Consider the following 26,911-nt stretch of genomic DNA (forward strand, 5'->3'; position numbering starts at 1 on the left):
CCGGTCTTACGACAGGCTGGAAACGTAGTCTTCGAAACCGAACTCGCGCACCACTTCGACGCTGCCGTCGAGCTGCTTGACCGCGATGGATGGCATCTTCAAACCGTTGAACCAGTTTTTCTTGACCATGGTGTAACCCGCCGTGTCGATGAACGACAGGCGATCGCCGATGGCCAACGGACGATCGAATTGGTACTCGCCGAAGATGTCACCGGCCAGGCACGATTTGCCGCAGACCATGTAGGTGTGCTCGCCATCGTTGGGGGCCATCTTGGCGTTCAGCCGGTAGATCAGCAGGTCGAGCAGGTGTGCTTCGATCGAGCTGTCGACCACGGCCAGGTGTTTGCCGTTGTACAGGGTGTCGAGCACGGTCACTTCCAGCGAGGCGCTGTTGGTGATGGCCGCTTCGCCCGGCTCCAGGTAGACCTGCACGCCGTACGCCTGCGCGAAGGCTTTCAGGCGCGCGCAGAACGCATCGACGGCATAGTCTTCACCGGTGAAGTGAATGCCGCCACCCAGGCTGACCCACTCGACCTTGTGCAGCAGGTGGCCGAAGCGCTCTTCGATGTGCGTCAGCATCTTGTCGAACAGGCCGAAGTCACCGTTCTCGCAGTTGTTGTGGAACATGAAGCCGGAAATCTGCGAGATGACCTTCTCGATCTTCTCCGGGTCCCACTCACCGAGGCGGCTGAACGGGCGGGCCGGGTCGGCCAGCAGGTAGTCGGAGCTGCTGACCTGCGGGTTGACGCGCAGGCCGCGGACCTTGCCTTCGGACTGCTCGGCGAAGCGCTGCAGTTGGCCGATCGAGTTGAAGATGATCTTGTCGCAGTTCTCGAGCATTTCCTCGACCTCGTCGTCGGCCCAGGCCACGCTGTAGGCGTGGGTCTCGCCGGCGAACTTCTGGCGGCCGAGCTTGAGCTCGTACAGCGACGAGGACGTGGTGCCGTCCATGTACTGCTGCATCAGGTCGAAGACCGACCAGGTGGCGAAGCACTTGAGGGCGAGCAGCGCCTTGGCACCGGAGTGTTCGCGCACGTAGGCGATCTTCTCCATGTTGCTCAGCAGCTTGGTTTTATCGATGAGGTAATACGGCGTCTTGATCATTTAAAGGCCCCCGGCCAGGCCGGCCAAAAAAAGGACACGCATTGTGCCTTCACTTGCTGCATACCGAAAGGGCGAGATATGCATTTCGTCGAGGTCGTTGCCGACAGGCCGGAATTTTTCCGATTGCGGCGAGCTCATTGGAACAGGCCAGTATGACCATCCTAATCACCGGCTGCGCATTTGAAGGAGAATCCGATGAGTAGCTGCAACGCAGCAGACCCGCACAGGAGCCATGAATGAAAACTGGCGTCATCTCCGACACCCACGGCTTGCTGCGGCCCGAGGCGCTTGATGCGCTGGCCGGTTGCGAACTGATCGTGCATGCCGGTGATATCGGCAAGCCTGAAATCATTGAGGTACTCCAGGCGTTGGCGCCCGTGCAGGTGGTGCGCGGCAACAACGACCTGACGCTGCCCTGGGCAGCTCGATTGGCCGATCAGCGATACTTCGACATGCAGGGGTGGCAGACACTGCTGGTGCACGACATTGCCGATGTACCGGCCGAACTGGATGAGGCGGTGCGCGTGGTGATCACTGGGCATTCGCACAAGCCATTGATCGACTGGCGGCAAGGGCGCTTGTACCTGAACCCCGGGAGTGCCGGGCCGCGGCGGTTCAAGTTGCCGGTCACGGTGGCGGTCATTGAAATCGAGGGCGAGCACCTGGCGCCGCGCATCATTCAATTGCTTGGGTGATGCTCTGCCCTGATCGCTGGCCTGCCGGCGATCAGGGCCGTGAAGGCAACCTCAGGCGACCTGCTTCAACCAGTCCTGAATCTGTTTCAGCGTGGCCGTAGCCCCCCCACAAACGACCACCAGCACATTCTGGTAACCGTCCAGCTTCGCGGCCTCATAAGCCAACGCCAATGCCGCCCCGCAGGCAGGCTCCACCAGCACCCGGTGGTCCGCCAGAAACCGTTCGCAGGCTTCAAGCGCCGCGCGATCACTGACCAGAACGCTGTGCACCGGGTGCTCCTGCACGCACGCCAGGGCCTGGTCGGCAACACGCTTGGCGCCCAGCGAGGTCGCCACCGATGTGAGGCGCTCCAGCTCTACCGGGTGACCTGCCTGTACCGCCGCGTGCAGCGAGGCCGCCCCGTCGGTTTCCACCGCCAGCACAGGGACATCGTTCCAGCCGTTGCGCCTGAGCCCTTCGACCACGCCACTGAGCAGGCCGCCGCCGCCCACCGACAGCACCACCGCATCGGGCTTGTACCCGGTTGCCGCAACTTCATCCACCAGGCTGGCATGCCCGGCCCACAGCAGCGGGTCATCGAAGGGGTGAATGAAGGCATCGTCCGGCCCGACCAGGGTTTGCGCCAACGCGTTGGCCTCCTGCCACGAGCTGCCATGCACCACCACCTTGGCACCCTCCTGGTGCAACAGTTCCTTGGCGCGTTCGGTGGTGGTCTCAGGCACTACCACCGTGACCGGCACACTCAGTTGGCGCCCGGCGTAGGCTACCGCCAGGCCGGCATTGCCACCGGACGAGGACACGAAGTGGCGGGCGCCCCGGGCATGGTGCACTTCGCAGGCATGGCCCACCCCGCGCAGCTTGAACGAGCCACAGGGCTGAAGCGCGTCGAGCTTCAGCCAGATCGAGCGGCCAGCGGCCAGTGACAGCGGGCGGGATTCGATCAGAGGGGTGTGGATATGCAGGGTCATCGCGTAGCTCCATGCTTCGGGTAGGGGTCAATGGTAACGCGGGATGCCAGGTGTATGTCGTTGAATTCGTGGTGATTGCACCCTGCGTGTCAGCAAGCCTCGGCCACAGCGCTATTGCTGACGCTGCGCCCCAGCACCAGCACCGTGACGAACCCGCAGCCCACCAGCGCCGTGGCCAGACTCAGCAGCACCGAGCTGCCCAACTGGTCGACGATCTGCCCGCCGAAGAACGAGCCCAGCGCGATGATCACCTGGAACATGGCGACGAACAGTGGCATGCCGCGTTCGACATCCTTGGGTGCAACGACAAACATCCAGATGCTGGCACAGGCCGGGAAGGCGCCGAAGGCGAAGCCCCAGAGCGCGATCAGCATCGCCGCGCCAGTCATCCCGGTGGCGAAGTGGGGGAACAGGGCGGTGCTGATGCCGATCATCAACGCGACCAGCAACAGGGTGTGACGCACGCTTTGGTTGGCGGCGAAACCGGCAAAAATGTTCCCCATCACCCCGGCCACGCCATACAGCAGCAACAGCGAACCGATGGTCGGCCCATCGAAACCGGAATTCTGTTTGAAGAAGGGCGCGACGTAGGTGTACGCGGCAAAGTGCGCCAGGCCGATCAGCAATACCGCAATCAGGCCCACCCGGGCTTGTGGGTTGATGAACAACGCCGGCAGGTCACTGATGCGGATGGCCTTGTCCGGGTTGAGCCGCGGCAGCAGCAGGATCTGCGCCAGCAGCACCGGTACGCCTACCAGGGCGGTGACCAGAAAAGTCATGCGCCAGCCCAGCAGGCCACTGAGCCAGGTGCCTACCGGCACGCCCAGCACAGTGGCCAGGGTCACACCGACCATGATGATCGAGGTGGCCTGGGCAACGCCCACCCCCTTGGGTGCCAGGCGGCCGCTCAGGGCAATGGCGGTAGCCCAGAAACCGCCGATGCTGATGCCCAGCAAAACGCGGCCGAACAGCAGCAGGTTGAAGTCGCTGGCATAGGCCACCACCGCATTGGCAATGATCATGATCAGCGTCAGGCCGATCAGCAGGTAGCGCCGGTCCAGTGCACCGATGCCCACCGACAGCAAGGGCGCGGCGAGGGCGGCCATGATGCCGGGCAGGGTGACCATCAGGCCGGCGTGGCCTGCACTGATGCCCAGGTCACTGGCGACATCGTTCAAGACGCCTACCGGCAGAAACTCGCTGGTTACCAAAGCGAAGGCACCCACGGCGACCGAGAGTATCGCCAGCCACTGCTGTTTGACGCTTTGCTGACTGTGTTCGGGGAGGCCACTTGGGGCCGGGCTGGTATTTGACATGGTGCGGGGTTCCAGAAGGGGAGTGTCGCCTTGAGCAGGCGCGTGGAGCGGGGAGAATTCGGGGAGGAGTATACGGGGCCTGTCTGCCAGGCCGACAGGCGGGTCTTTCGATAGTGATCATCAGTGCGATTGATAAGGCGCCCATGCAGGCGCCTTTCTGATTGCTTGTGTACTGCACCCTCACGTCATCGGGTGTTGACGCCACCCTCTGCAAAACGTGGAGCCAGGCGCGCTGCTGCTGCTTCGAACGCGTGCGCTATCTGATCGACGACTTCATCGCTGTGCTCGAACGACAGGTAGATACGGCCATACGGAGAGGGCATCACCAGCACGCCCTCGGCACGTAGCGCCAGGTGCAGCGCCTGGCTGAACGCGGCGTCGGCGAAGGCGGCGGCTTCTTCATAGTCGGATGGCGCGCGTTCGCATGGCCAGATGGCGAATACGTTGCCGTAGCCACTGGTGCTGATGGTGATGCCCTGGGCCGTGAAGATCGCCTGCACGGCGTGGCGCAGCTTCTCGCCACGCTCGATCAGCTGTGGGTAAGCGGCGCTGTCCAGTTTTGCCAGCGTGGCGAGCACCGCTGCGCAGGCCATCGGGTTGCCGCTGAAGGTTCCGCCGCGCAGCACCTTGCCCTCTTCGAAGCCCGCCAGAATGTGCGGTTTGCCGACGATGGCCGATACCGGCACGCCGTTGCCGATGGCTTTGCCGACGCTGGCGATGTCCGGGTCAAGGCCTGCCTGCAGGCTGGCCAGGCCGGCATGCAGGCGAAAGCCCATCAGCACTTCGTCGCTGATCACCAGTGCACCATGGCGATGAGCCACGGCCTGCACATGCTGCAGGTAACCTGGCGCTGGCATGATGCAGCCGGCGTTGGCGAGCATCGGCTCCAGCAGCACGGCAGCGATGTCCTGGTCCTGCGCGAACAACCGCTCCACATCGTCGAAGTCGTTGAAACGCAGCAGTGTGGTACGGCCTGTCGAGGGGCGCTCGCCATTTGCGAACGCGGCTTCGGGCGAGCCGACGTTGCCGAAACTGACATCGTCGAACCAGCCGTCGAAACCGGCTGCCATCTTGACGATTCGCCCGCGCCCGGTGTAAGCGCGGGCAGCGCGGCAGGCCAGGTGCACGGCCTCGCTGCCGGAGTTGGTGAAGATCACGCGGCTGAGTGCGCCGGTGTGCGCTGCCAGCGCACTGGCTGCAGCATGTTCGCGCACGTGGGCCCAAGAGGGCGATGCGGAGTCGCCCAGGGCCTGGGCCACCTGCGCATTGACGCTGTCATCGGCATGGCCGAGCAGTACGGCGCCGAAGCCCAGTGCGGTATCGATGTAGCGCTGGCCCTGGTCATCCCACAGGTACGGGCCTTTGCCGTTGCGGATGAACAGGGCCTGACCGTCGAGTGCCGGCAGGATACGGGCGGCGCTGGAAACATCGCCTACGAGATTGCGCATGAGTACCTCTGTGTAATGGTGCGCAGCAGGGCTGACGGCGGGTCAGGTTCTGCTGGCAGGATTTCGTCCCCTCAGCGGGTGTTCCACGGGCTGCTGGCGAGCTTCTGTTCGAGAAAGTCGCGGAACACGCGGATTCGCGGGCTGAGGTGTTTGCGATTGGTGTAGATCATGTAGAGCGGTTCGACGCTGTCCTGGGCGTATGCCTGCAGCAGAGGGACCAGGCGGCCCTCCTGGATGTCCTGGCCAATATGAAACTCCGCCAGGCGCACGATGCCGGCGCCGCCCAGCGCCAGGTCGCGCAGCAGGTCGCCCTGGGCGAACGTGGCCTTGGGAACCACCGGTACGGTGATGGCCTGGCCATCGACCACGAACCCCCAGGTGTTCCACACGCTGCTGAAACCAAAGGAAAAACAAGTGTGCTGCAACAGCTGCCCAGGGTGTGCAGGTGTGCCGTGCGCGGCCAGGTAGGCGGGCGATGCACAGAGGATCCAACGGCTCTGGCCGATCTTGCGGGCGATGCGCGAGGAGTCGGGCAGCACGCCACTGTGGATCGCCACGTCCAGCCCTTGGTCGAACTGGTCGCTGAACTGCGCGCCAACCTGGATATCCACGGTCAGCCCCGGGTAGGCAGCCAGGAACTCCGGCAGCCAGGGGATGATCTGGTGCTTGGCGAAGGTGGTCATGGTGTGGACCCGCAGCGTGCCGCTGACGCGGGTAGGAAACGCCTCGGCCAGCGAGTCGGCTTCGGCCATGGCATTGCTGACTGCACGGGCACTGACCAGGTAGGCGGCACCTTCCTCGGTCAGCGTCAGGCTGCGGGTGCCACGCTGAAACAGGCGCACCTGCAGGCGGTCTTCCAGGCGCGAGATCAGCTTGCTGATGGCCGACGGGGTCATGCCGCAAGCACGCGCCGCAGCAGAAAAGTTGCCGTGTTCGGCAGCGCCGAGGAAGGCCAGCAGTTGTGAGTAGTTGTCCATGTTCTGCCTCCGGTGATCAGCAGAATGCTGGCAGCGCCGCGTCGGGGTGGCAACCCGCGTGCATCGGGATACGCGGGTCGGGTGGCAGGCTGGCCGTTCAGCGAATGAACTGCTCGATGTAATCGTCCGGCAGGCCGAGCGCCTTGTAGTGGGCGCGGGCGGCCTCAAGCTTGGTGAACACGTCCTCGTACCCCACGGCGACCCCTTGTGGGTCGACATAGGTGTAACCGCCTTGCACGTGGAACCAGGTGATCATCTCTTCGACGTCCTGCGGCACGAACAGGGTGTGCGTTTCGCCTGGTGGCTCGAAGGCAAACGAGCCTTCCTCGGCGACCCAGTCGTGCTCCAGGTAGTACCAGCGGCCCTTGAGCACCAGTGCATGCACGCCGCCGGTGTGGCGGTGACGCGACAGCACACCGCTCTGGCGCACCCGCAGCAGGTTGATGTAATAGCCGCCAGAGACGCTCAGCAGCAAGGGCTTGAACGATACCGAAGCGGTCACCGGGACCCACAGTTGGTCGTCTTCGAGCCACTTGCCGAGTACACCGGGGTGGACCATGTCGGGGGACATGAACGGTACTTGCGGCAGTTGATAGGGGATGGCCAGTTCGTCGGGTTTGGGGGCAATGCTCATGAGGGCTTCCACAGTTGAGTTTCTTGAATCCCCGGCCCGTTCAGGGCCGGGGTTGCAGGCAGCTTAGGGATGCGCTGCAGGGCGAAAAAGGGCTTGCTCGGCACAGCTGCTGTGACGCGGGGTCACGGCTGGCAGGCCTCGAACTGCAAGGCGCTGCGCTGGGCCGACAGCGCCGGCTGGCGCTTTTGCAGGTAGACGCCGATGGCCACCAGCACGGCCGTCAGCCCCAGGGTGCTGAGCAACTCGGCCCGCTGGCCGGGGAACGCCGCCATGATGGCGAACACGCTGACGATCAAGGCGATGGTGAACAGGGTCAGCCAAGGGAACAGCCACATGCGCACCGCCAGTGGCCTGCCCAGGGCAACCAGCTTGCGGCGCATGCACAGTTGGGTGATGGCGATCACCAGGTACATCAGCAGGGCCAGTGCACCGCTGGTGGCCAGCAGGAACTGGAACACCTGGGCCGGCAGCAGATAGTTGGCGGCCAGCGCCGCCAGTGCGGCCGCCGAGGTCAGGGCCACAGCCAGTAGCGGCACGCCCTGGGCAGTGGTGCGGGAAACAGCGTCGGGCGCATCGCCGCGGCGCGCCAGTGAATAGACCATTCGCGACGCCGTGTAGATGGCCGAGTTCAGGCAGCTGGTGACGGCCACCAGCACCACGATGCTCATGATGCCCGGCGCCCAAGGGATGTTCATCGCGTTCAGCACCGCCTGGTACGAGCCCTGGGCCAGGCCCGGGGCGTTCCACGGGATCAGGCACACCACCACGAACATCGAGCCGAGGTAGAACAGGCCCAGGCGCCACACCACGGCCCGGATGGCCTTTTTGATGTTGGCTTTGGGGGCGGGTGATTCGGCGGCGGCGATGGTCACCACCTCGCTGCCCTGGAAGCTGAACATCGCGGTCAGCAGCGCAGCGACGATGGCCACATTGCCGTTGGGGGCGAAGCCGCCGTTGGCGTACAGGTTGCTGATGCCGCTGGTGGACGAGCCAGGCATCAGCCCCAGGATCGCCAGCACGCCGAGCCCGATGAAGCTGACGATCGACACCACCTTGAACAGCGACAGCCAGTACTCCAGCGTACCGAACGAACCGACACTGAGGCTGTTGCACAAGACCAGTACCAAGGTCATGGCAAAGGCGGTGAGCCAGTGCGGCAAGCCCAGCCAGTCACCCAGGATGTTGCCGGCAACGATAGCCTCGATGGCGATCACCAGCACGTAGAACCACCAGTACAGCCAGCCGATGGAAAACCCGGCCCAGCGCCCGATGGCCTGGTCGGCGTAGGAGGAAAACGAGCCGGTGTCTGGCCGCGCCGTGGCCATCTCGCCGAGCATCTGCATGACCAGCACCACGATCGCTGCGGCGATCAGGTACGCCACCAGTACCGCCGGCCCGGCGGTGACAATGGCGTTGCTGGAGCCCACGAACAGGCCGGCGCCAATTACCCCGCCGATCGAGATCATCGTGACCTGCCTGCCTTTCAAGCCCGTCCCCAGCTTGTTGTTTGTCTTGCCTTGATCGCCACGCATCGGCTTGCACCTCGGTTGCTCGCTTGTTGTTGTCGTGGGCCGTCTGCGCAACCGGCCTTGCAGGGTCACCTTAAGCGGCAAAGGCGTGTGGGATTAGCCGGCCAGGCGTCACACCGGGTGTGAACACAGTTCATAGCTGAGCAGGGCAGTACCCGGCAGGCAGGGCAGGGCCGCGCAGTCGGTCCGATATAACCCTGTTGCCGGACGGGAAGGCGCACACTCGAAACAGCCCAGGACTTCTGGGCGTTGAGAGGTGCGTATGACCACTGGCAAGCGCTTCACGGATATCGATGCCCCAGGTGCCAAACCCCATGAGGACGCAGACTGGCCAACCGGGGAAGACGACGAGGACAGTGAGCAGGACGAGCGCTCCAAAGCACAGGCTTCTGATGACCATAGGGATGAGAAGGCGCGCACGGAAGGCGAAAGAGGTTCGGGTCGGCCGGACCCGTCCAGGGCTTCTGAGGCTGAACGGTACAGCTATCAGCCTTGGCAAAAAATCAAGCCGTGATGGCCCCGGCCCAGGGTCAGGCGCCCTGGGCCTCTGTATACCCGATGGGTTCACACCGGTGCATCAGCGCCTGCCTGCTCGAGCAAGCCACTGGTCTGCAGGTGTCTCAGTGCTTGTCGGTGAAGTGGTGAGGGTAAAGCACCCGGTCAAGTTCCAGCTTTTCAGCATCCCCCACGCGCTTGCGTACTTCAGCGTAGAACTGCTGGCTCTGGTTCTGGAACCTGATGTAATCGCGGCTACAGGCCTTGAGCGCTGTGCTGAGCTGCTCGCCGGTCAGCCCCTGTGCGTGCTTTTGCGAGGCAAGATATGCCTGCCAGCTGTTTTCCACCTGCTGCAGCCCCTGAGCGAGCGCTGTTGTCTCGATTGTCGCCATTGCTGCACCCTCTTTGAGCCGTTAACGGCCCGTCGGTGTGGATCGCCCGAGCGACGATGGACCTGCGATGCTTTGCCGGGCACTGGTGTGGCCTCGGAAACCCGAGCTTAGCCTGTTTTCACGAGGGCGCCTGCACCGTGCGCCAAACGGCGGCGGGCGCACGCGGCACGTAGGCGAGCAGCCGGCATCGTGATGATGCGTCCGGGCGCAGTGCTGTCGATGGTTGGCGCTGCACCTGAAAAAGCCGCGCAAAGGCCCAACGTCTGTGGCAGTGTTAGGCATCTGGCCAGCCCCACAGTGGTTCCACATGCAAACTCGCAAAACCGGTGTTCGCGCCCAGCAGGCGGACCGCACCAGGCACAACATTCTTCAGGCGGCGGTGAAGGTCTTCAGCAAGGAAGGCTTCACTGGCGGGCGCATCGAGCAGATATCCTCGCTGGCAAACTCCAATGACCGGATGATCTACTACTACTTCGGCAACAAGGAAAAGCTGTTCATCAGCGTGCTGGAGCACATCTACGCAAGCTTCAACCAAGCTGAAGCCAAGCTGCGACTGGACCTTTCCGACCCCGAGGCGGCACTGCGCGAGCTGGTGGCGTTCATCTGGGACTACTACGTGCGCCATCCCGAATTCGTCACCCTCCTGGCCACAGAGAACCTCCATCAGGGCAAGCACGTCAGGCAGTCGCAAAACCTGAAGGGGCTGTCCGGCGAGGCGGTCGGCGTACTGCGGCCGATCGTCGAGGCGGGCCAGGCCAAGGGCGTGTTCCGCACAGATATCGACATCAGGCACACCTACCTGATGATTGCCTCGCTCTGCTATTTCTATAACTCCAACCGCTACACGCTCAGTTCGTTTCTTGCCGTGGACCTGGCCGATAAACAGGCCAAGTCCGACTGGCTGGCGTTCATCAGCGACCTGGCCTTGCGCGGGCTGCGCTGCTGACGGGCGAGCGCACGGGTCAATGGCTGCCGGGGTTGGCGCGCACCTGAGCGCTCTTGGCCACCAGCCCCTCCCAGGCCGGCTTTTGGGCCGCGAAGCGCTGGCGCAGGTAAGCGGCAAGGTCCGCCACCTGGCGGTTCGACAAACTGTCCTTGAACCCCGGCATGTAGCCCAGCTCACGTGTCGCCGGCGCCGGTATGCCGTGCAGTATCACGCGCAGCAGGTTGTCCGGCAGGTCGCTGTGAACATTGCTGTTCACAGCCATGGACGGGCTGACCCCGAACAGCTTCGGCCCCAGCCCGTCGCTGTGGCAGGCCATGCACGCGCCCTTGAACACCCGCTCGCCATTGCTCAGGGACACCTGGGTGTCGACTTGCGCTGGCGCCTTGGCTGCGACCGCCTGCGGCGTGCCGTCCAGTGAGGCCAGGTAATGGGCAATAGCGCGTACATCGCTTTGCGGCAAAGTTGCCAGTTCGCTGACCACCGGCCCCATGGGGCCGGCAGCCACGCCATGCTTGTCGGAAAAACCGGTGCTCAGGTAGGTGAACAGCTCATTCTCGCTCCAGGGGGTCGATGACTTGCCCAGGGCATTGAGTGCAGGCGCTTCCCAGCCATCGACCATGCCGCCGGCAAGGTAGCTGTTGCCGCTTTTCTCCGCGCCCATCAGGTTGCGTGGCGAGTGGCACGCCGCGCAGTGGCCGAGCCCGTCGACCAGGTAGGCGCCGCGGTTCCATTGCTCGCTGCGCTGCGGGTCGGGCTGGTATTCGCCGCGCTTGAGAAACAGCGCGTTCCAGCCGGCCATCAGGGGGCGCTGGTTGAACGGGAAGCGCATCTGATTGGCCGAGGGCGCCTGGTATACAGGCGTTTGCGACATCAGGTAGGCGTACAGGGCCTGCATGTCGGCGTCAGTGATGTTGCGAAATGAGGTGTAGGGGAAGGCCGGGTACAGGTGCCGGCCGTCGCGGCTGATGCCTTCGCGCATGGCCCGCTCGAAGGCGGCGAACGACCACCGGCCGATACCGGTATCCGGATCGGGAGTGATATTGGTGCTGTAGAGCGTACCGAACGGAGTCTCCATCGCCAGGCCACCGACATTGACCTTGCCGCCTTGTACCGTATGGCAGACAGCACAGTCGCCGGCAGCAGCCACTTGGCGCCCGCGCTCGAGCATCGAGGCCGACCAGCTGCCAGCAGCAGGTGGTGTCACCGGGGCGATTTCAGCGCGCCAGGGCAGGGCGGTAGCGGCCATGCCCAACGCGGCGCCGAACACTCCGGCGATCGAGCCGAACCACCATTTCGAGCGCTTCGGCGCGGGCTGTGCCGGCGCCGGCCCGTCGGAGCCCTGGCCATCGCCACTCAGTGCCTCGCGCACCCGCTCAGCCGTGATCGGCAGCTCGCGGAAACGAATGCCGGTGGCATCGAACACGGCGTTGGCGATGGCTGCTGCACTGGGTACCGAGGCTGATTCACCGCTGCCCATCGGCGGCTCGTGTTGGCGCGGCAGCATCATTACATCGATGGCCGGCACCTCGGGGAATGTCAGGATCGGGTATCCGCCCCATTCCTTGCTCGCCACCGTCGATTCTTCGAAGCTCACCTGCTCCTTGAGCACGCGGCTGGTGGACTGAATTACATTGCCGTGTATCTGGTGCCGCACCCCGTCGGGGTTGACCATCATGCCGGCGTCATGGCCGATGACCACACGTGTCACGGCGACCTCGCCGGTGCGCCGGTCCACTGCAACATCGGCGACCCAGGCCGCCCACGCAGCCCCGAAGCCCGGGAACTTGCTGTGGATGTAGCGTGCATAGGCGAAACCGCGTCCGCGCAACACATCACCTTTGGCGGGTGTCTGCATGGGCTCGGTGCGCGGCTGCCAGCCGGCGCGCTCGGCCGTGGCTTTGACCAGGTCGATGGCGCGCGGATCGCTGAGGTGCTTGAGGCGGTACTCGACCGGGTCGACGCCTGCTGCAAAGGCCAGTTCGTCGATGTAGGACTCATGGGCGAAGCTGTTGGGCATGGCCGACACACCACGCATCCACGAGGCGCGCACCAAGGGCGTCATGTCATTGATGGTGACGCGCATGTGTTCGTAGTCATAGGGTGGGATGGAGGTGCGGTCGCCCATTTCGAACAGTGCCGGTACCGGCTCCACGGCGCCTGTGAGCAGCAGGGCGAGTGTAGGTGCACCGTTGGAGGGGTAGCTGGTCTGGAAATCGTAGGCGGCGACCGTGCCGTCGGCATTCAGGCCGCCATCGATTTCCATCAGTTGCGCGGTACCCTTGGGTTCCCAGGCATGCTCCTGCTCGCGGGTCAGCTGCACCCGCACCGGGCGGCCGACTGCACGCGACAGCAGCACTGCATCGGCGCAGACATCGTCGGCGCAGTTTCGGCCATAACAGCCGGCCGCTTCCATGCGGATGATCTCGATGCGTTGTTCGGCACAGGCCAGCAGCCAGGCCAGGTCTGCACGCAGCAGGTGCGGGTTCTGGGTGCCCGACCAGACGCGGATCTGCCCGTCGGTGTAGTCGGCGAGCGCGCAGGAGGGGCCAATCGAGCCATGCAACTGGTAGGGCCAGAGATAGCTGCGGCTCAGGCGCTGGCTGGCGTTGGCGATGCCGGCGTCGACATCGCCCTGGTCCAGCACGGTGCGTTGCACACGGGGGTTGTCGCGGATTGCTTGAGCGACATCGCTGAGGTCGGGCAATTTGCCGGTGAGCGGCTTCCAGCTGAGCTTCAAGTCGTGGGCGGCGCGGATCGCCTGCTCCTCACGCTCGGCAACCACACCGACGAAGTCACGGATGACCACCACCGCGACCACCCCCGGCACATGGGCAATAGACGATTCGTCCACTGCCAGCAGGCTGTTGCCGACGAACTCGCCGCTGTCGTGGCCTGCATAGGGCGGGCGGATCACCCGGCCATGCAGCATGTCGGGCAGGCGCATGTCGTGGACGTAGGTCAGTTCGCCGGTCGCCTTGCCAGGAATGTCCACCCGTGCCGCGCTGCGACCGACCAGGCGGTAATCCTCGACGGCCTTGAGCGGCGCATCGTCGGCAATGTGCAGTTGATGGCGCTGCCCGCCGACCAGGTCGGCAAAGCTCAGGGTACGGCCGTCCTCGGTAATCAGCATGCCGGCATCCATGCGCAACGCCTGCACCGGGCAGCCCAGGCGCAGGCTGGCCTGTTCCAGCAGGAAGCGCCGCGCTGTCGCTGCGGCCTTGCGCAGCGGCACGGCGGAAATCTGCAGGGTCGCGCTGGCGATGGTGGCGCCCTGGTTCGGCGCCCGCTCGGTATCACCCAGCACCATGTGCACCTGGTCCATGCGCAGGTCGAGTTCTTCGGCAACGATCTGAGCCAGCGAAGTGCGGATGCCGGTGCCCAGGTCAACGTGGCCATTGAAGGCGTAGACCATGCCGTCATCGCTTACGGCAAGAAACAGCGCCAGTTCACGCGCCTTGACCGTGGGTGTCACACCCTTGGCCACAGGGCCCGAGGGCGGCGTGATCTGGTCGACGATCAACAGTACGCCGGTTTTGCCCAGCAACTGGTCGCGGGTGGGAACGTGTTGGGAGTGGTTCATGTTCTGCTCCGGGTCTCAGGCCTGGCGGCCGGCAGCGCGGCGCACCGCGCGCAGGATTTCGACATGGGTGCCACAACGGCACAGGTTGCCCGACAGTTCGTTGCGGATCTGTTCGTCACTGGCGTCGGGGATGCGGTCGAGCAGGGCCTTGGCGGTCATGATCATGCCGTTCATGCAGTAGCCGCACTGGGCGGCCTGCTCATCGATGAACGCCTGCTGCACCGGGTGTGGCGCGGCCTTGCTACCCAGGCCTTCGAGGGTAGTGATGTCGCGGTTGGCGGCGCCGGACAGCGGGATCACGCAGGCGCGTGCGGCCACGCCGTCGATGATCACCGTGCACGCCCCGCACTCGCCCAGGCCGCAGCCGTACTTGGGGCCGTTCAGGCGCAGGTCGTTGCGCAGGACCAGGAGCAAGGGCGTGTCGGCCATGGCGCTGACTTCGACATCCTGGCCGTTGACCCGCAGGGGGAGGGTGATTTGCATGGTTGGCTCATCTCTGGAAGTTTGCATGCCGTTCAAAAGCGAGTACCTGCGCTACCAAACCACTCAAGTGGTGCGCTTGTTTAGGTAAGTACTCACTACATGAAATGTTCAGGCAAGAAGCAGGCCAGGGACGATTCCGTAGGGGTTGCTCGGGGTATTGGGCGCGCTCAGCCCGCCTGATCGTCCCCGTCGATCATCTTGCGCAGCAGAAACAGGATCGCCACCCGCTCTGCGGCGTTCAGGCAGCCCATGCTCAGTTCACTGATTTGCCGGGCGCAGGGGATCATCGCATCGAGCAAGGCTGCGCCACTGTCGGTGAGCCCGACAATGACCTTGCGCCGGTCATCCGGGTCTGGTGACAGCTCGATCAGCCCGCGTGCCTTGAGGCGTTCGACAATGCCGCGGATGGTCGCCTGATCGACGGCGGTGGCCTTGATCAGTTCGGCTTGGGAACTGGGGCCGTGGTCGCGCAGGGCGCACAGGGTGACGAACTGGATCGAGGTCAACTGCGGGTCGCACGCCTGTTGCTGGAAAATCGCGGTGTGCCGTTGGTAGGCCTTGCGTAAAAGGTGGCCGACCTGTTCGGTCACGTCGTAGGGGGCAGTGTCGGGTGCAGCGGGAGCGGGGGTGTTTTTATTCGACATGGGTTGGCTTGGGCTGTGTGGGTTGGCTGGCCGGCCCCCCGGAACGGGGCGCCGGGCCAGTATAACCACTATCGCGCCTTGGACTCCTCAGGCGCGACCACATCACCGGCCAGCACCACGGCCTGGTCATCCAGGTAGATATCGCAGTTGCGCAGCGGAATATCCAGATGGCAGGGGGTTTTGCGCTTGCCCCCGACTTCGGTGTTGGGGCCGGTGGAGAACAGGAAGTTGCCATAGAACGCGCGGGCATCCATGCACATGCCGTCGTTGCGGTCGTGCAGCCCCATGGCGGTCCACTGGGCACGCGGCTGCAGCCCCCAGCCGATATGGGAGATGCCGTAGACCTCGGGGTCGTTGAAGTACTTCATGTAGTCGCGCAGGTACTCAGCCTCGAAGCCGCCATGGATGCCGGTAATGAAGCCTTTCTCGATCTCCAGGGTGATGCGCTCGCGGCAGTAGTTCTTGAACGGCAGGATGATGTCGCCCACATCCAGTACCAGCGTGCCTTCGGCGCTGTCCTCGTTCGGCCAGGTGAACAAAAAGCCGCTTGGCCAGTGGTCCCAGCGGCCGGGCTCGTCGGCATAGCCGTATTCGGTAACGGCCGGGTATTGGCCCAGTGGGGCGTGGAAATCACTGCCGGCCCTGGAACGCACCTGCATCGTGCGGGCTTGCTTGAGCTGGGTTTCGGCGGCCAGCACGCGGCGCTTGTCGTCTTCGCTGGGCAGCATGCGCGCCAGGACTTCCGGGGGTTCGACCGCCAGCAGTATGCGCGTTCCGGTCTTCAGGATCTGCTCCTGCTCGGGTGAGTGCAGCAGCATCATGGTGTCGACGACCAGGTCGGCGGCTTCCAGCGCCCGCTGGGCTGCCAGGTTGCCGGTCAGGGCGGTGTCGCCGCAGTAGGCGGTCATGTCGTTGCCCATGGCCGTGGGGTGGTTGAACGCGGGCAATTCCACGGCGTAGACCTTCGCCTTGAGCCGCTGCGCCGCTTCCATCGCGGCACTGACCGTACGCGGGTCGGAGTAGTGGCTCTTGAGCACGGCGACGCTCTGAGTTTCGTCCACCCGGGACAGTTTGAGTACGTGTTCGAACATTTGGGTCAGTTCTGCGTTGCTAACCGGCATCAGCTTTCTCCTGGCAGGCCTCGATGAAACCGAAATGCCGCACCGCAGTGGTGCGGGGCGCTTTATCTCGGTGCAAATTAATAGTGTGTACGCCCTATATCCGTTGATGAAAGCGTATCCGGCCTGTAAGCGCAAGTGGTGCGTTGAAACGTTACAAATCCACACATAGCCTAGATGATACGGTTACATCTAGCCGACTCGCCGATTTCGATCACCCGTTTGAATTTTTTTGAATATTCCCCTTCCCAATAAAAAAATACAGCGTATACACTCTAATTCGTCAGGCGGTTCGGCTGACTACATCACAGAACAAGAGGGGACATACCTATGCGGGGCAGGCAGAAAATCGCAATCGTCGGTGCAGGATTGGGCGGGGCAGCCGCCGCCACTTTGTTGCAGCAGGCCGGCTTTGAAGTCGACGTGTACGAGCAGGCACCGGAGTTCACCCGCCTTGGCGCGGGTATTCACATCGGCCCTAACGTGATGAAGATATTCCGCCGCATGGGGTTGGAGCAGAAGCTGGAGCTGATGGGGTCGCACCCGGATTTCTGGTTCAGCCGCGACGGCAACACCGGTGACTACCTGGCGCGCATCCCGCTGGGTGATTACGCCCGCCGTGAATACGGTGCCTCGTACATCACCATTCACCGTGGCGACCTGCACGCCCTGCAGATCGATGCGATCAAGCCGGGCACCGTGCACTTCGGCAAGCGCCTGGAGAAGATCCTGGACGACGGCGATCAGGTACGCCTGGACTTCGCCGACGGCACCCACACCGTGGCCGACATCGTCATCGGTGCCGACGGCATCCATTCGCGCATCCGTGAAGCGCTGCTGGGTGTCGAAGCGCCGATCTACAGCGGCTGGGTGGCTCACCGTGCACTGATCCGCGGCGAGCATCTGGCGCAACATGCCGACGTGTTCGAGGACTGCGTGAAATGGTGGACCGAAGACCGCCACATGATGGTCTATTACACCACCGGCAAGCGCGACGAGTACTACTTCGTCACCGGCGTCCCGCACGAAGCGTGGGACTTCCAGGGCCCGTTCGTGGACAGCAGCCAGGAAGAAATGCGTGCTGCGTTCCAGGGCTACCACCCCACGGTGCAAAAGCTGATCGACGCCACCGAATCGATCACCAAGTGGCCGTTGCGCAACCGCAACCCGTTGCCGCTGTGGAGCCGTGGCCGCCTGGTGCTGCTGGGGGATGCCTGCCACCCGATGAAGCCGCACATGGCGCAAGGTGCGTGCATGGCCATCGAGGATGCGGCGATGCTCACCCGTTGCCTGGAAGAGACCGGGCTGTCCGACCACCGCACCGCCTTCGCTTTGTACGAGGCTAACCGCAAGGAACGCGCTTCGCGGGTGCAGGCGGTCTCCAACGCCAACACCTTCCTCTACACCCAGGAAGACCCGGCATGGGTCTATGGCTACGACCTCTACGGCCAGGCGCTCAAGAGCGGGGAGGCAGCATGAGCACCTTCGTCGCCGGCGGCAACGTCAACGCCAATGGCATCCGTCAGCATTACCTGCGTTACGGCGGCAAGGGCCCTGCGCTGATCCTGGTGCCGGGCATCACCAGCCCGGCGATCACCTGGGGCTTCGTCGCCGAGCGCCTTGGGCAGCAGTTCGACACCTATGTGCTGGATGTACGCGGCCGCGGCCTGTCCGCGAGCGGGCCTGAACTGGACTATGGCACCGATGCCTGCGCGGCGGACATTCCGGCGTTCGCGGCGGCGCTGGGCCTGGCCAGCTACCACCTGGTCGGCCATTCGATGGGCGCGCGCTTCGCCATCCGCGCCGCCGCGCAAGGGGCGCCTGGGCTGCAGCGCCTGGTGCTGGTCGACCCGCCGGTATCCGGGCCTGGTCGGCGCGAATACCCGAGCAAGCTGCCGTGGTACGTCGACTCTATCCGGCAGGCCTGCAGTGGCATGAGCGGTGATGACATGCGCGCCTTCTGTGCAACCTGGACCGACGAGCAGCTGGCGCTGCGCGCCGAGTGGCTGCACACCTGCCACGAGCCTGCGATCGTGCGCGCCTTCAACGATTTCCACCAGGTGGACATCCACCAGGACCTGCCCAATGTGCGCCAACCGGCATTGCTGATGGTGGCGGGGCGAGGCGGGGTGATCCAGCCCCAGGACATCGCCGAGATCCGTGAGCTCAAGCCGGACATCCAGGTCGCGCACGTCGACAACGCCGGCCACATGATTCCCTGGGATGACCTCGAAGGCTTCTTTGCCGCCTTCGGTGATTTCCTGGGCCACCCCCTTGTCTGAAGGAGCACGCGACATGACCAAGCCCTACCGTATCGGCCAGATCGTGCCGAGTTCGAACACCACCATGGAAACCGAGATCCCGGCGATGCTCCTGGCCCGCCAGGCGATCCGCCCGGAGCGCTTCACCTTCCACTCCAGCCGCATGCGCATGAAGCAGGTGAAGAAGGAAGAACTGGCGGCGATGGACGGCGAGTCCGACCGCTGCGCAGTGGAACTGTCAGACGCCAAGGTGGACGTGCTCGGCTATGCCTGCCTGGTGGCGATCATGGCCATGGGGCTGGGGTATCACCGCCAGTCAGAGAAGCGGTTGCAAAAAGCCACTGCCGACAACGACGCACTGGCGCCGGTCATCACCAGTGCCGGTGCGCTGGTGGAAGCCCTGCACGTGATGAAGGCCAAGCGCATCGCCATCGTCGCGCCCTACATGAAGCCGTTGACCGAACTGGTGGTCAACTACATCCGTGAGGAAGGCTTCGAGGTGCAGGACTGGCGCGCGCTGGAAATCCCCGACAACCTCGCCGTGGCCCGTCACGACCCGGCCAACCTGCCGGGCATCGTCGCCGGCATGAACCTTGAGGGCGTCGATGTGGTGGTGCTTTCGGCCTGCGTGCAGATGCAGTCGCTGCCGGCAGTCGCCAAGGTCGAGGCGCAAACCGGCAAACCGGTGGTCACCGCTGCCATCGCCACCACCTACGCCATGCTCAAGGCGCTGGACCTGGAACCGGTGGTTCCGGGCGCTGGCGCCTTGCTGTCGGGCGCCTACTGAATCGGGAGACGAACATGAGCGACGCACAAAGCGCCAGCGACAACTACCAGGGCGTATGGGGTCAGCGTATCGGCTTCGGGCGCAAGGCAGCCCTGCTGATGATCGACTTCATGCAGGGCTACACCACCCCCGGTGCGCCGCTCTACGCCCCCGGCGTGGTGACGGCGGTCGAGCAGGCTGCCGTGCTGCTGGCATTGGCCCGGGACTGCGGTACGCTGGTGGTCCATACCAATATCCGCTACCAGGCCCCGCATTTTGCCGATGGCGGCGTGTGGGTACGCAAGGCGCCAGTAATGAAGGACATGGTCGAAGGCAACCCGCTGGCGGCGTTCTGCGAGGCCGTCGTGCCACGGGCTGATGAGCCGGTGCTCACCAAGCAGTACGCCAGCGCGTTCTTCGGCACCAGCCTGGCACCGCTGCTGCATGCACAAGGGATCGACACCGTGGTGCTGGCCGGCTGCTCCACCAGTGGCTGCATCCGCGCCAGTGCGGTGGATGCGCTGCAGCACGGCTTGCGAACCATCGTGGTGCGTGAGTGCGTCGGTGATCGCCACCCCGCGCCGCACGAAGCAAACCTGTTCGACATCGACAGCAAGTACGGCGATGTCGTCAGCCTGCAGGAAGCCATGGCGCAACTCCAGCGCCTGGCCAGCTGAAACCGCACACCTTGCACCCATAACAATCAAGTAACGGCGCGGGAAGCCCGTTGCATGACCGTCCGCTGTGCGGGCGGCCACCCCGCAGGAGCACCCGGGGTCTTGTGACGCCATCCTCAAACGCCGCGTATAGTGCGCGGCGCGCCCGGAGCGTCGAAAACTGCTGGCCTGAAAACAAAACCACAAAGTCACCCGCCAGGAGACAGGAAATGCCAATTGCGAATGCAACAGCGGTCCACAGCGACATCGACCAATCGACTCAAGCGCTTTACCGCAGGATCACCTGGAGGCTCATACCGTTCCTGTGCTTCTGCTACCTTGCGGCCTACCTGGACCGCATCAACGTCGGCTTCGCCAAGCTGCAGATGCTCGAAGACCTGCAGTTCAGCACCGCAGCCTATGGCTTGGGGGCGGGCCTGTTCTTCGTCGGCTACATCATCTTCGAGGTGCCAAGCAACCTGGTCCTGCAGCGCGTCGGCGCCAAGCTGTGGATCGCCCGCATCATGATCACCTGGGGCCTGCTCTCGGCCTGCACCATGTTCGTCACCACCACCACGCAGTTCTACGTCCTGCGCTTTCTGCTCGGGGCGGCCGAAGCGGGCTTCCTGCCGGGGGTGCTGTTCTATCTGACCATGTGGTACCCGACCTATCGGCGCGGGCGCATCATCGCGCTGTTCATGATCGGGCTGCCGCTGTCGAGTGTGATCGGCGGGCCGATCTCGGGCTGGATCATGGGCCACTTCGACCAGGTGCATGGCCTGCAGGGCTGGCAATGGCTGTTCTTGCTGGAGGCGATCCCCAGTGTGCTGCTCGGTATCCTGACGTTCTGGGCATTGCCGAACAACTTCCAGCAGGCCAAGTGGCTGTCCGCAGACGACAAGGCACAACTGGCCGCCGACCTTGCCGCCGACGATGCCGAAGGCAAGGGCAGCAAGCACAGCTTCCGCGACGGTTTCTTCAACCTGAAAGTGTGGATGCTCGGTGGCATCGATTTCTCGATCCTGCTGAGCGCCTACGCCATGGGCTTCTGGATGCCCACCTTCATCCGCGACGCCGGTGTCAGCGATACCTTCCATATCGGCCTGCTCACGGCGATCCCGAGCCTGGCGGCATTGCTTGGCATGTTGATGATCGGGGCCAGTTCCGACCGTCATCGCGAACGCCGCTGGCACATCATCGTGCCCTTCATCATCGGTGCAATTGCCATGGCCAGCAGCACCCTGTTCAGCCAGAACCTGGTGATGACCGTGCTGCTGTTCGCCATCGCCTCGGCAGCCATCATCGGCGCGGTGCCGGTGTTCTTCAGCCTGCCGGCGACTTTCCTCAAAGGCACCGCTGCGGCGACCGGTTTCGCCCTGGCGTGTTCGCTGGCCAACATCGCGGGGCTGGTGAGCAACTCGCTGATGGGGATGGTCACCGACCTGACCGGCACCTCCCATGCGGCGCTGTGGGTGTTCGCCCTCTGCTTGCTGCTCAGCTGCTTCCTGGTCATCGCCTTGCCGGCCAAGCTGGTCAACCGATAACGGCCTGACCTTTCGCGTCACGGCAGTGCAAGCGGGCCAGCCAGCCCGCTTGAAGACCCTTCCAAAAACACTCCGCGCGGGTGGCCTCAAGGCCACTGCGGCGGGGAGCTGTTGCCCGAATCCAGGAGTCGTTTCAAATGCCCGTCAACACGTCACAGCGTCATTCCCCGACCGCGCGCCTGGCTGGCGGCTGTATCGCCGCAGCCCTCTGTGCTGAAGCGACGGCCGAAGAGGCCGGTTTCATCGAGGGCGCCAGTGCTACGCTGCAAGCGCGCAATTATTTCTTCAGCCGCGATTATGCCGATATCAAAGGCGCGAGCACCCAGTCGCGCACCCAGGAGTGGGCCCAGGGCTTCATCCTCAATGCCTCCTCTGGCTACACCCAAGGCCCCATCGGCGTTGGCATGGACGTCACCGGGCTACTGGGCTTCAAGCTCGACAGCAGCCCCGCGCATGCCAGGTCAGGGCTGTTGCCCAGCCTTGACAGCGGCCAGTCGGCAGACGATTACAGCCGCCTTGGCGCGGCGGTGAAATTCAAGGTGTCGCGCACCGAACTGAAGGTGGGCGAATTGATGCCCAACCTGCCGGTGTTGCTGTTCAGCGACCTGCGCCTGCTGCCGCCGACCTACCAGGGCGCCATGCTCGAGTCCCGCGAGTTTGCCGGGTTGACCTTGAGCGCCGGGCAGTTTCGCTCCACCAGCCTGCGCGACTCCTCCAACAGCCAGAAGATGTATGCGCTGGTCAATGACCCGATCAACCCTTCACGGTTGGCGCGATTCACCAGTGATCGTTTCAACTATGTCGGCGCGGACTATGCGTTCAACGACAACCGTACCCAGGTCGGCGTGTGGCAAGCGCAACTGGAAGACATCTACCAGCAGCGTTTCTACAGCCTCAAACACGCCGAACCTTTGGGTGACTGGACCCTGGGGGTGAATGCCGGCTACTTCGATGCCCAGGAGGATGGCCGGCAGATCGCAGGCCGTTACGACAACCATGCGCTGTTCAGCCTGTTCTCGGCCAAAACGGGTGGCCATACCTTCTATGTGGGGTACCAGCAGATCGGCGGGGACGACGGGTTCATCCAGGTTGGCGCCAACACCAACCCGATGGGCAATACCCTGCCCACCTATGAGTTCGCAGCGCCCGGTGAGCGCTCGTGGCAGGTTCGTCACGATTACAACTTCGTTGCGCTGGGGATACCCGGGCTGACCTCGACGCTGCGCTATGTGAAGGGGCGTGACGTGGAGACCGGCCTGGGCTTCGAGGGGCGTGACCGGGAGCGCGATCTGGACCTTGCCTATGTGGTACAGAGCGGCCCCCTGGCCGGGCTGGGGGTGCGGGTTCGCAACGTGATGGCCCGCTCGAACTACCGCACGGACATTGACGAGAACCGGTTGATCCTCAGTTATACGGTAAAGCTGTTCTGACCCCGGGCTGGCTTACTCCTGCGCCTGGGCCCCGGCGACATGCCGACCGGCCACATAACCGAACGTCAGCGCCGGGCCCAGGTTGATGCCCCCGGACGGGTACCAGCCGCCGAACACGCTGGCCATGTCGGTGCCCGCTGCATACAGGCCGCCGATGGGCTGGCCGTGTTCATCCAGCACACGTGCGTGGCCGTCGGTGCGCAGGCCGGCGAAGGTGCCGAAGCAGCCGGGCTGCACCTTGACCGCGTAGAACGGGCCTTGCTCGATCGGCGCGACGCAGGGGTTGGGCCCCTTGTGTTGGGGGTCGCCCTGTTTGCGGTTGAACGGGGTGCTGCCGCGCCCGAACTCAGGGTCCTGGCCTTGGCGCGCGTGGCGGTTGTACTCGGCCACCGTGGCACTCAGCCCCGCAGGGTCGATGCCGCAGGCGCGGGCCAGCAGTTCCAGGCTGGCACCGCGCTTGAGGTAACCGCTGCGCAGGTGTGGCCACACCGGCAGCGGGGCGGGGCGGGCGTGGCCAAGGCCATACCGGCGCAGGAAGCGGTGGTCACAGATCAGCCAGGAGCAAGCTTGCTCGTCTTGCGGTACGGCGTCGAGCATGGCGGCGACATAGTCGTAGTAGCCGTGCGCCTCGTTGACGAAGCGCTTGCCGTTGGCCAGCACACCGATGATGCCCGGCTTGCCGCGTTCGATGATGTGCGGGAAGTGGCCGACGCTGCCATCACGGTGCGCTACCTTGGACACCGGGGCCCAGGCGACCGCCGACTTCAGGTCGGTGGCTACCACGCCGCCGGCTGATTCGCCCAGGCGCAGGCCGTCGCCGGAGCACGACGGCGGCGGCAGTGCGAGGTTGTCGTGGCCACTGGCATCGCGCGGGAACAATTGCCGGCGCCGCACGGGGTCGTGAGCAAAGCCACCAGCGGCCAGCACCACGGCTTTGGCGCGAAGCGTAATGTCGCCCTGCGCTGTACCGATCACCGCGCCACGCACCTGGCCGTCCTCCATCAGCAGGCGTTTGGCTGGCGCAGACTCAAGCAGGCGCACGCCCAGGTCTTCGGCCGACTTGGCCAGGCGCGCCACCAGTGCCACACCGTTGACCAGGTGCATGGCCCGGCCATGGCGGGCAAGGTGGTACAGGTGGCGACTGAAGCGCTTGCACACATGCCAGAAGGCGCGGGGCGAGCGGGTCATGTTGAGAAAGGCCGCAAGGTCGGCGCCAGCCATGATCGGCATGCCCATGAACGAGGTTTCGCGCAGTGTCCTGCGCAAGCGTGGCAACAGCGCACCGAGTTCGCGGGCGTCATAAGGGGCGGCGATGACCTGGTGCCCACCGGTGGCGGCGCCAGGGGTGTCGCCGTGCATGTCGGGGATGGCGTTGCCCTCAGCGAACTGCAGGGCCGTGTGTTTCTCGAAAAAGGCGACCATGTGCGGGCAGGCTTCGAGAAAGGCGTCGATGCGCTGCGCATCGTAATGCGCGCCCAGTTCGTTGCGCAGGTAAGTGCGTGGCTGCTCGATGTCTTCTTCGATACCGGCGCGGCGCGCCAGCGGGTTGCGCGGCACCCAGGCCCAGCCGCCGGACCAGGCCGTGGCGCCGCCGAACACCGGGTCTTTTTCCACAAGGGTAACCCGCTGCCCATGCCAGGCAGCCGTGACCGCAGCAGCCAGCCCGGCGGCGCCGGAGCCAATGACCAGTACATCGCATTCGGCTTGCAAGGTGTCGGTGGGCATTGCGGGTCTCCGGTATTATTATTGGAACAAGGTTCCATATTCTTCTTGGTTGACCCGCCAGGATGCAAGTGACGCTAGCAAGTAGTGGTCGATAAACGGACACTTCAGCGCTGGTCAGCTGCGGTGGCCCATGAGGATATGGAATCATCTTCCAGAATTTGCCTTCTTTATCAGGAAACCCTGTCATGGCCGGTAGTCAGATCGAACGCGCCTTCAGTCTTGTAGAAAGCCTTGCCGCCGAGCCCCAGGGCCTGGGCTTGCAAACCCTGGCTGACCAGCTTCAGATCCCCAAGAGCGCAGCCCATCGCATGCTCGCTGAACTCGCGCGCCTGGGCTACGTACGCCAGAACCGTGACAACAGCCGTTACCAGTTGTCCGCCAAGCTGGTGGCGCTGGGCTTTCGCTACCTGTCCAGCAGCGGCGCCGACATCATCCAGCCGATACTCGACCGTCTGGCCCAGGAAAGCGGCGAGCTGGTGCGCCTGGGCGTGATCGACGGTGCCCGCCAGACCTGGATCGCCAAATCCCAGGGCGCCCGGTCCGGGTTGCGTTACGACCCGGACATGGGCCGTGATGCGCCCCTGTTCTATACCGCCTCCGGGCATGCCTGGCTGGCCAGCCTGAGCGATGACGAGGCGCTGCAGATGGTCCTGCGCCAGGGCATTGCCGACCCCGAGCAATTCGGCCCCAACGCACCGCGCTCCACTGAACAGTTGCTGAGCTACCTGGCGGGCGCCCGTGAGCGGGGTTATGCCTGGGTCGAGCAAACTTCGGCAGTCGGTACCTCGGCCCTGGCTGCGGTGGTGCGTCGGCCGCAGGGTAACGAGGTCATTGGCGTGCTGAGCATTGCCGGGCCCAGTGCGCGCCTTTCGCAAGCACGCCTGCCGGAGCTGGCGCCGTTGTTGTTGGCGGCGGTGGAGGAGTTGTCGGCAGCCAGTCAGGCGAGTGAGTTGTTTGCCTGACATGCACGGCAGCACGGGCCTGCCTCTGAACTTTCCGGTCGATTACCGCACACTCTATGCCCAGCGTCCTTTTGCAAAGCGGACCGCAGTTCTAAATTAGCGATAGCTGATTTTGGAACTGGGTTCCGAAGTTACCAGAACAACAACGAAAAGAGGACCGCCCGTTGAACGCACCCCTTCGCATTGCCCTGATTGGCGCCGGCATCATGGGCCGCCAGCATTACCAGCATCTGAGCCAGGTGCCGCAAGCGCAGTTGTGCGCGGTGGCCGACCCCGGCCCCCAGGCTGAAGCCTTCGCCGCCGAGTGCGGGGTGGCGTATTTCGCCGATCACCGGCAGATGCTGGAGGTTGTGCGCCCCGAGGCCGTGATCGTGGCCAATCCGAACAACCTGCACGTGGCCACCGCCCTCGATTGTGTCGAAGCCGGCGTGCCGGTATTGGTAGAAAAACCGGTGGGAGTGCACCTGGATGAAGTGCGGGCGCTGGTGGAGGCGTCGCGCCGCTGTCGCGTGCCGGTGCTGGTCGGCCACCACCGGCGGCACAACCCGCTGATTGCCAGCGCGCGGGGCGTGATCGCCGAAGGGGCCTTGGGCCGGTTGGTCAACGTCACCGCGCTGTGGCAGTTGCAAAAGCCCGACAGCTATTTCGACACCCCATGGCGCCGCGAGCCCGGCGCCGGTTTCCTGCTGACCAACCTGATCCACGACCTCGACCTGCTGCGCTACCTGTGCGGCGAGGTGGTACAGGTGCAGGCGTTCACCCGTAACCAGGTGCGCGGCTTTGCCAACGAGGACAGCGCGGCAGTGCTGCTGGAGTTCGCCAACGGTGCGCTGGGCAGCCTGACCGGCTCCGATGCGGTGGCAGCGCCGTGGAGCTGGGAGCTGAGCTCGGGAGAAAGCCCTGTCTATCCACGCCAGGCAGACCAACCCTGCTACCTGCTGGCCGGCACCCGGGGAGCGCTGAGCATCCCGCAGCTCAAGCACTGGCAGTACGCCGAGGCAAACTCGGGTTGGCATACACCGTTGCTGCAGAGCGAGGCGGGCATCCCGGCGGGGGCGGCATTGACCCTGCAGTTGCAGCACTTTGTCCGTGTTGCCCGTGGGCAGGAAGCGCCACTGACCGATGCCGCTGACGGTGGCCGCACCTTGGCGTTGATCGAGGCGATCCGCCAGGCGGCCGCCACCGGCCGGGCTTGCGCGCCAGAGACAATCGTGTGAGCCGCGTGAGCGTTCTTTCG

General features: G+C 64.4%; 24 protein-coding genes. 11 read left to right on the plus strand and 13 right to left on the minus strand.

Annotation, left to right across the window (positions count from 1 at the left end; all coding sequences use genetic code 11):
• Window positions 1-6: 6 nt before the first annotated feature.
• Window positions 7-1,104, minus strand: a complete 1,098-nt coding sequence (locus tag NGJ21_RS15530; RefSeq protein ID WP_251962350.1) for a carboxynorspermidine decarboxylase — start codon at window positions 1,102-1,104, stop codon at window positions 7-9.
• A gap of 236 nt (window positions 1,105-1,340) precedes the next feature.
• Here NGJ21_RS15530 and NGJ21_RS15535 point away from each other — a divergent pair, with 236 nt between their 5' ends.
• A complete protein-coding gene (locus tag NGJ21_RS15535) occupies window positions 1,341-1,799 on the plus strand; it encodes a metallophosphoesterase family protein (RefSeq protein WP_251962351.1) in 459 nt (152 codons plus the stop codon).
• Window positions 1,800-1,850: 51 nt separating this feature from the next.
• Here NGJ21_RS15535 and NGJ21_RS15540 read toward each other — a convergent pair whose 3' ends face one another.
• From NGJ21_RS15540 to NGJ21_RS15565, 6 genes are all read right to left on the minus strand, one after another.
• Window positions 1,851-2,768, minus strand: coding sequence for a pyridoxal-phosphate dependent enzyme (locus tag NGJ21_RS15540; RefSeq protein ID WP_251962352.1), 918 nt, complete (start codon window positions 2,766-2,768; stop codon window positions 1,851-1,853).
• An 89-nt stretch (window positions 2,769-2,857) separates the two neighbouring features.
• On the minus strand, window positions 2,858-4,084 hold the full coding sequence (locus NGJ21_RS15545) for an MFS transporter (protein ID WP_046785584.1): 1,227 nt from the start codon (window positions 4,082-4,084) through the stop codon (window positions 2,858-2,860).
• A gap of 185 nt (window positions 4,085-4,269) precedes the next feature.
• Entirely contained in the window at window positions 4,270-5,532 is a 1,263-nt protein-coding gene (locus tag NGJ21_RS15550; protein WP_251962353.1) for an aspartate aminotransferase family protein, read from the minus strand.
• A gap of 71 nt (window positions 5,533-5,603) precedes the next feature.
• Window positions 5,604-6,509 (minus strand): LysR family transcriptional regulator, encoded by a 906-nt coding sequence (locus tag NGJ21_RS15555; protein WP_046785582.1) that lies wholly within the window; start codon window positions 6,507-6,509, stop codon window positions 5,604-5,606.
• A gap of 97 nt (window positions 6,510-6,606) precedes the next feature.
• Window positions 6,607-7,143 (minus strand): 2,4'-dihydroxyacetophenone dioxygenase family protein, encoded by a 537-nt coding sequence (locus NGJ21_RS15560; RefSeq protein ID WP_046785581.1) that lies wholly within the window; start codon window positions 7,141-7,143, stop codon window positions 6,607-6,609.
• A gap of 122 nt (window positions 7,144-7,265) precedes the next feature.
• On the minus strand, window positions 7,266-8,675 hold the full coding sequence (locus NGJ21_RS15565) for an amino acid permease (RefSeq protein ID WP_251962354.1): 1,410 nt from the start codon (window positions 8,673-8,675) through the stop codon (window positions 7,266-7,268).
• 259 nt (window positions 8,676-8,934) lie between these two features.
• Here NGJ21_RS15565 and NGJ21_RS15570 point away from each other — a divergent pair, with 259 nt between their 5' ends.
• The gene (locus NGJ21_RS15570; protein ID WP_046785579.1) at window positions 8,935-9,186 is read left to right on the plus strand and encodes a hypothetical protein; all 252 of its coding nucleotides are present in this window, start codon (window positions 8,935-8,937) and stop codon (window positions 9,184-9,186) included.
• Window positions 9,187-9,292: 106 nt separating this feature from the next.
• On the opposite strand, the gene NGJ21_RS15575 is transcribed toward NGJ21_RS15570, so the two are convergent.
• Window positions 9,293-9,559 (minus strand): hypothetical protein, encoded by a 267-nt coding sequence (locus tag NGJ21_RS15575; protein ID WP_046785578.1) that lies wholly within the window; start codon window positions 9,557-9,559, stop codon window positions 9,293-9,295.
• Window positions 9,560-9,866: 307 nt separating this feature from the next.
• On the opposite strand from NGJ21_RS15575, the gene NGJ21_RS15580 reads away from it, so the two are divergent.
• Window positions 9,867-10,505, plus strand: coding sequence for a TetR/AcrR family transcriptional regulator (locus NGJ21_RS15580; RefSeq protein WP_115275155.1), 639 nt, complete (start codon window positions 9,867-9,869; stop codon window positions 10,503-10,505).
• Window positions 10,506-10,521: 16 nt separating this feature from the next.
• On the opposite strand, the gene NGJ21_RS15585 is transcribed toward NGJ21_RS15580, so the two are convergent.
• The 4 genes from NGJ21_RS15585 to NGJ21_RS15600 all read right to left on the minus strand — a co-directional run bounded on the left by NGJ21_RS15585 (window position 10,522) and on the right by NGJ21_RS15600 (window position 16,333).
• Window positions 10,522-14,085, minus strand: a complete 3,564-nt coding sequence (locus NGJ21_RS15585; RefSeq protein WP_251962355.1) for a molybdopterin cofactor-binding domain-containing protein — start codon at window positions 14,083-14,085, stop codon at window positions 10,522-10,524.
• A 15-nt stretch (window positions 14,086-14,100) separates the two neighbouring features.
• The gene (locus NGJ21_RS15590) at window positions 14,101-14,568 is read right to left on the minus strand and encodes a (2Fe-2S)-binding protein (protein ID WP_046785575.1); all 468 of its coding nucleotides are present in this window, start codon (window positions 14,566-14,568) and stop codon (window positions 14,101-14,103) included.
• Window positions 14,569-14,735: 167 nt separating this feature from the next.
• Window positions 14,736-15,212, minus strand: coding sequence for a MarR family winged helix-turn-helix transcriptional regulator (locus NGJ21_RS15595; RefSeq protein WP_012314026.1), 477 nt, complete (start codon window positions 15,210-15,212; stop codon window positions 14,736-14,738).
• A gap of 68 nt (window positions 15,213-15,280) precedes the next feature.
• Complete coding sequence (locus NGJ21_RS15600) at window positions 15,281-16,333, minus strand: 2,5-dihydroxypyridine 5,6-dioxygenase (RefSeq protein ID WP_046785574.1); 1,053 nt, start codon at window positions 16,331-16,333, stop codon at window positions 15,281-15,283.
• 327 nt (window positions 16,334-16,660) lie between these two features.
• On the opposite strand from NGJ21_RS15600, the gene NGJ21_RS15605 reads away from it, so the two are divergent.
• From NGJ21_RS15605 to NGJ21_RS15630, 6 genes are all read left to right on the plus strand, one after another.
• Complete coding sequence (locus tag NGJ21_RS15605; protein WP_012314029.1) at window positions 16,661-17,809, plus strand: FAD-dependent monooxygenase; 1,149 nt, start codon at window positions 16,661-16,663, stop codon at window positions 17,807-17,809.
• Complete coding sequence (gene nicD, locus NGJ21_RS15610) at window positions 17,806-18,612, plus strand: N-formylmaleamate deformylase (protein WP_251962356.1); 807 nt, start codon at window positions 17,806-17,808, stop codon at window positions 18,610-18,612. The genes NGJ21_RS15605 and nicD overlap by 4 nt, the downstream gene beginning before the upstream one ends.
• Window positions 18,613-18,625: 13 nt before the next feature.
• Window positions 18,626-19,378 (plus strand): maleate cis-trans isomerase family protein, encoded by a 753-nt coding sequence (locus NGJ21_RS15615; protein WP_115275151.1) that lies wholly within the window; start codon window positions 18,626-18,628, stop codon window positions 19,376-19,378.
• A 14-nt stretch (window positions 19,379-19,392) separates the two neighbouring features.
• A complete protein-coding gene (locus NGJ21_RS15620) occupies window positions 19,393-20,034 on the plus strand; it encodes an N-carbamoylsarcosine amidohydrolase (RefSeq protein WP_046785571.1) in 642 nt (213 codons plus the stop codon).
• Between the two features lie 209 nt (window positions 20,035-20,243).
• Complete coding sequence (locus tag NGJ21_RS15625; protein WP_012314033.1) at window positions 20,244-21,557, plus strand: MFS transporter; 1,314 nt, start codon at window positions 20,244-20,246, stop codon at window positions 21,555-21,557.
• Between the two features lie 137 nt (window positions 21,558-21,694).
• The gene (locus NGJ21_RS15630; RefSeq protein ID WP_251962357.1) at window positions 21,695-22,987 is read left to right on the plus strand and encodes an OprD family porin; all 1,293 of its coding nucleotides are present in this window, start codon (window positions 21,695-21,697) and stop codon (window positions 22,985-22,987) included.
• Window positions 22,988-22,999: 12 nt separating this feature from the next.
• Here the strand turns inward: NGJ21_RS15630 and NGJ21_RS15635 are convergent, their stop codons facing one another.
• Window positions 23,000-24,712: an FAD-dependent oxidoreductase gene (locus tag NGJ21_RS15635; RefSeq protein ID WP_174141418.1), complete on the minus strand. Its 1,713-nt coding sequence runs from the start codon at window positions 24,710-24,712 to the stop codon at window positions 23,000-23,002.
• A 185-nt stretch (window positions 24,713-24,897) separates the two neighbouring features.
• On the opposite strand from NGJ21_RS15635, the gene NGJ21_RS15640 reads away from it, so the two are divergent.
• Together NGJ21_RS15640 and NGJ21_RS15645 are read left to right on the plus strand one after the other, a co-directional pair.
• A complete protein-coding gene (locus tag NGJ21_RS15640; RefSeq protein ID WP_012314036.1) occupies window positions 24,898-25,674 on the plus strand; it encodes an IclR family transcriptional regulator in 777 nt (258 codons plus the stop codon).
• A 164-nt stretch (window positions 25,675-25,838) separates the two neighbouring features.
• Window positions 25,839-26,891 carry a Gfo/Idh/MocA family protein gene (locus tag NGJ21_RS15645; RefSeq protein WP_251962358.1) on the plus strand — a complete coding sequence of 351 codons (1,053 nt, stop codon included), beginning with the start codon at window positions 25,839-25,841 and terminating at the stop codon, window positions 26,889-26,891.
• Window positions 26,892-26,911: the final 20 nt, after the last annotated feature.

Origin of the sequence: Pseudomonas sp. Marseille-Q5299, from assembly GCF_943737035.1 — a bacterium.
GTDB classification, from domain to species: Bacteria; Pseudomonadota; Gammaproteobacteria; order Pseudomonadales; family Pseudomonadaceae; genus Aquipseudomonas; species Aquipseudomonas putida_E.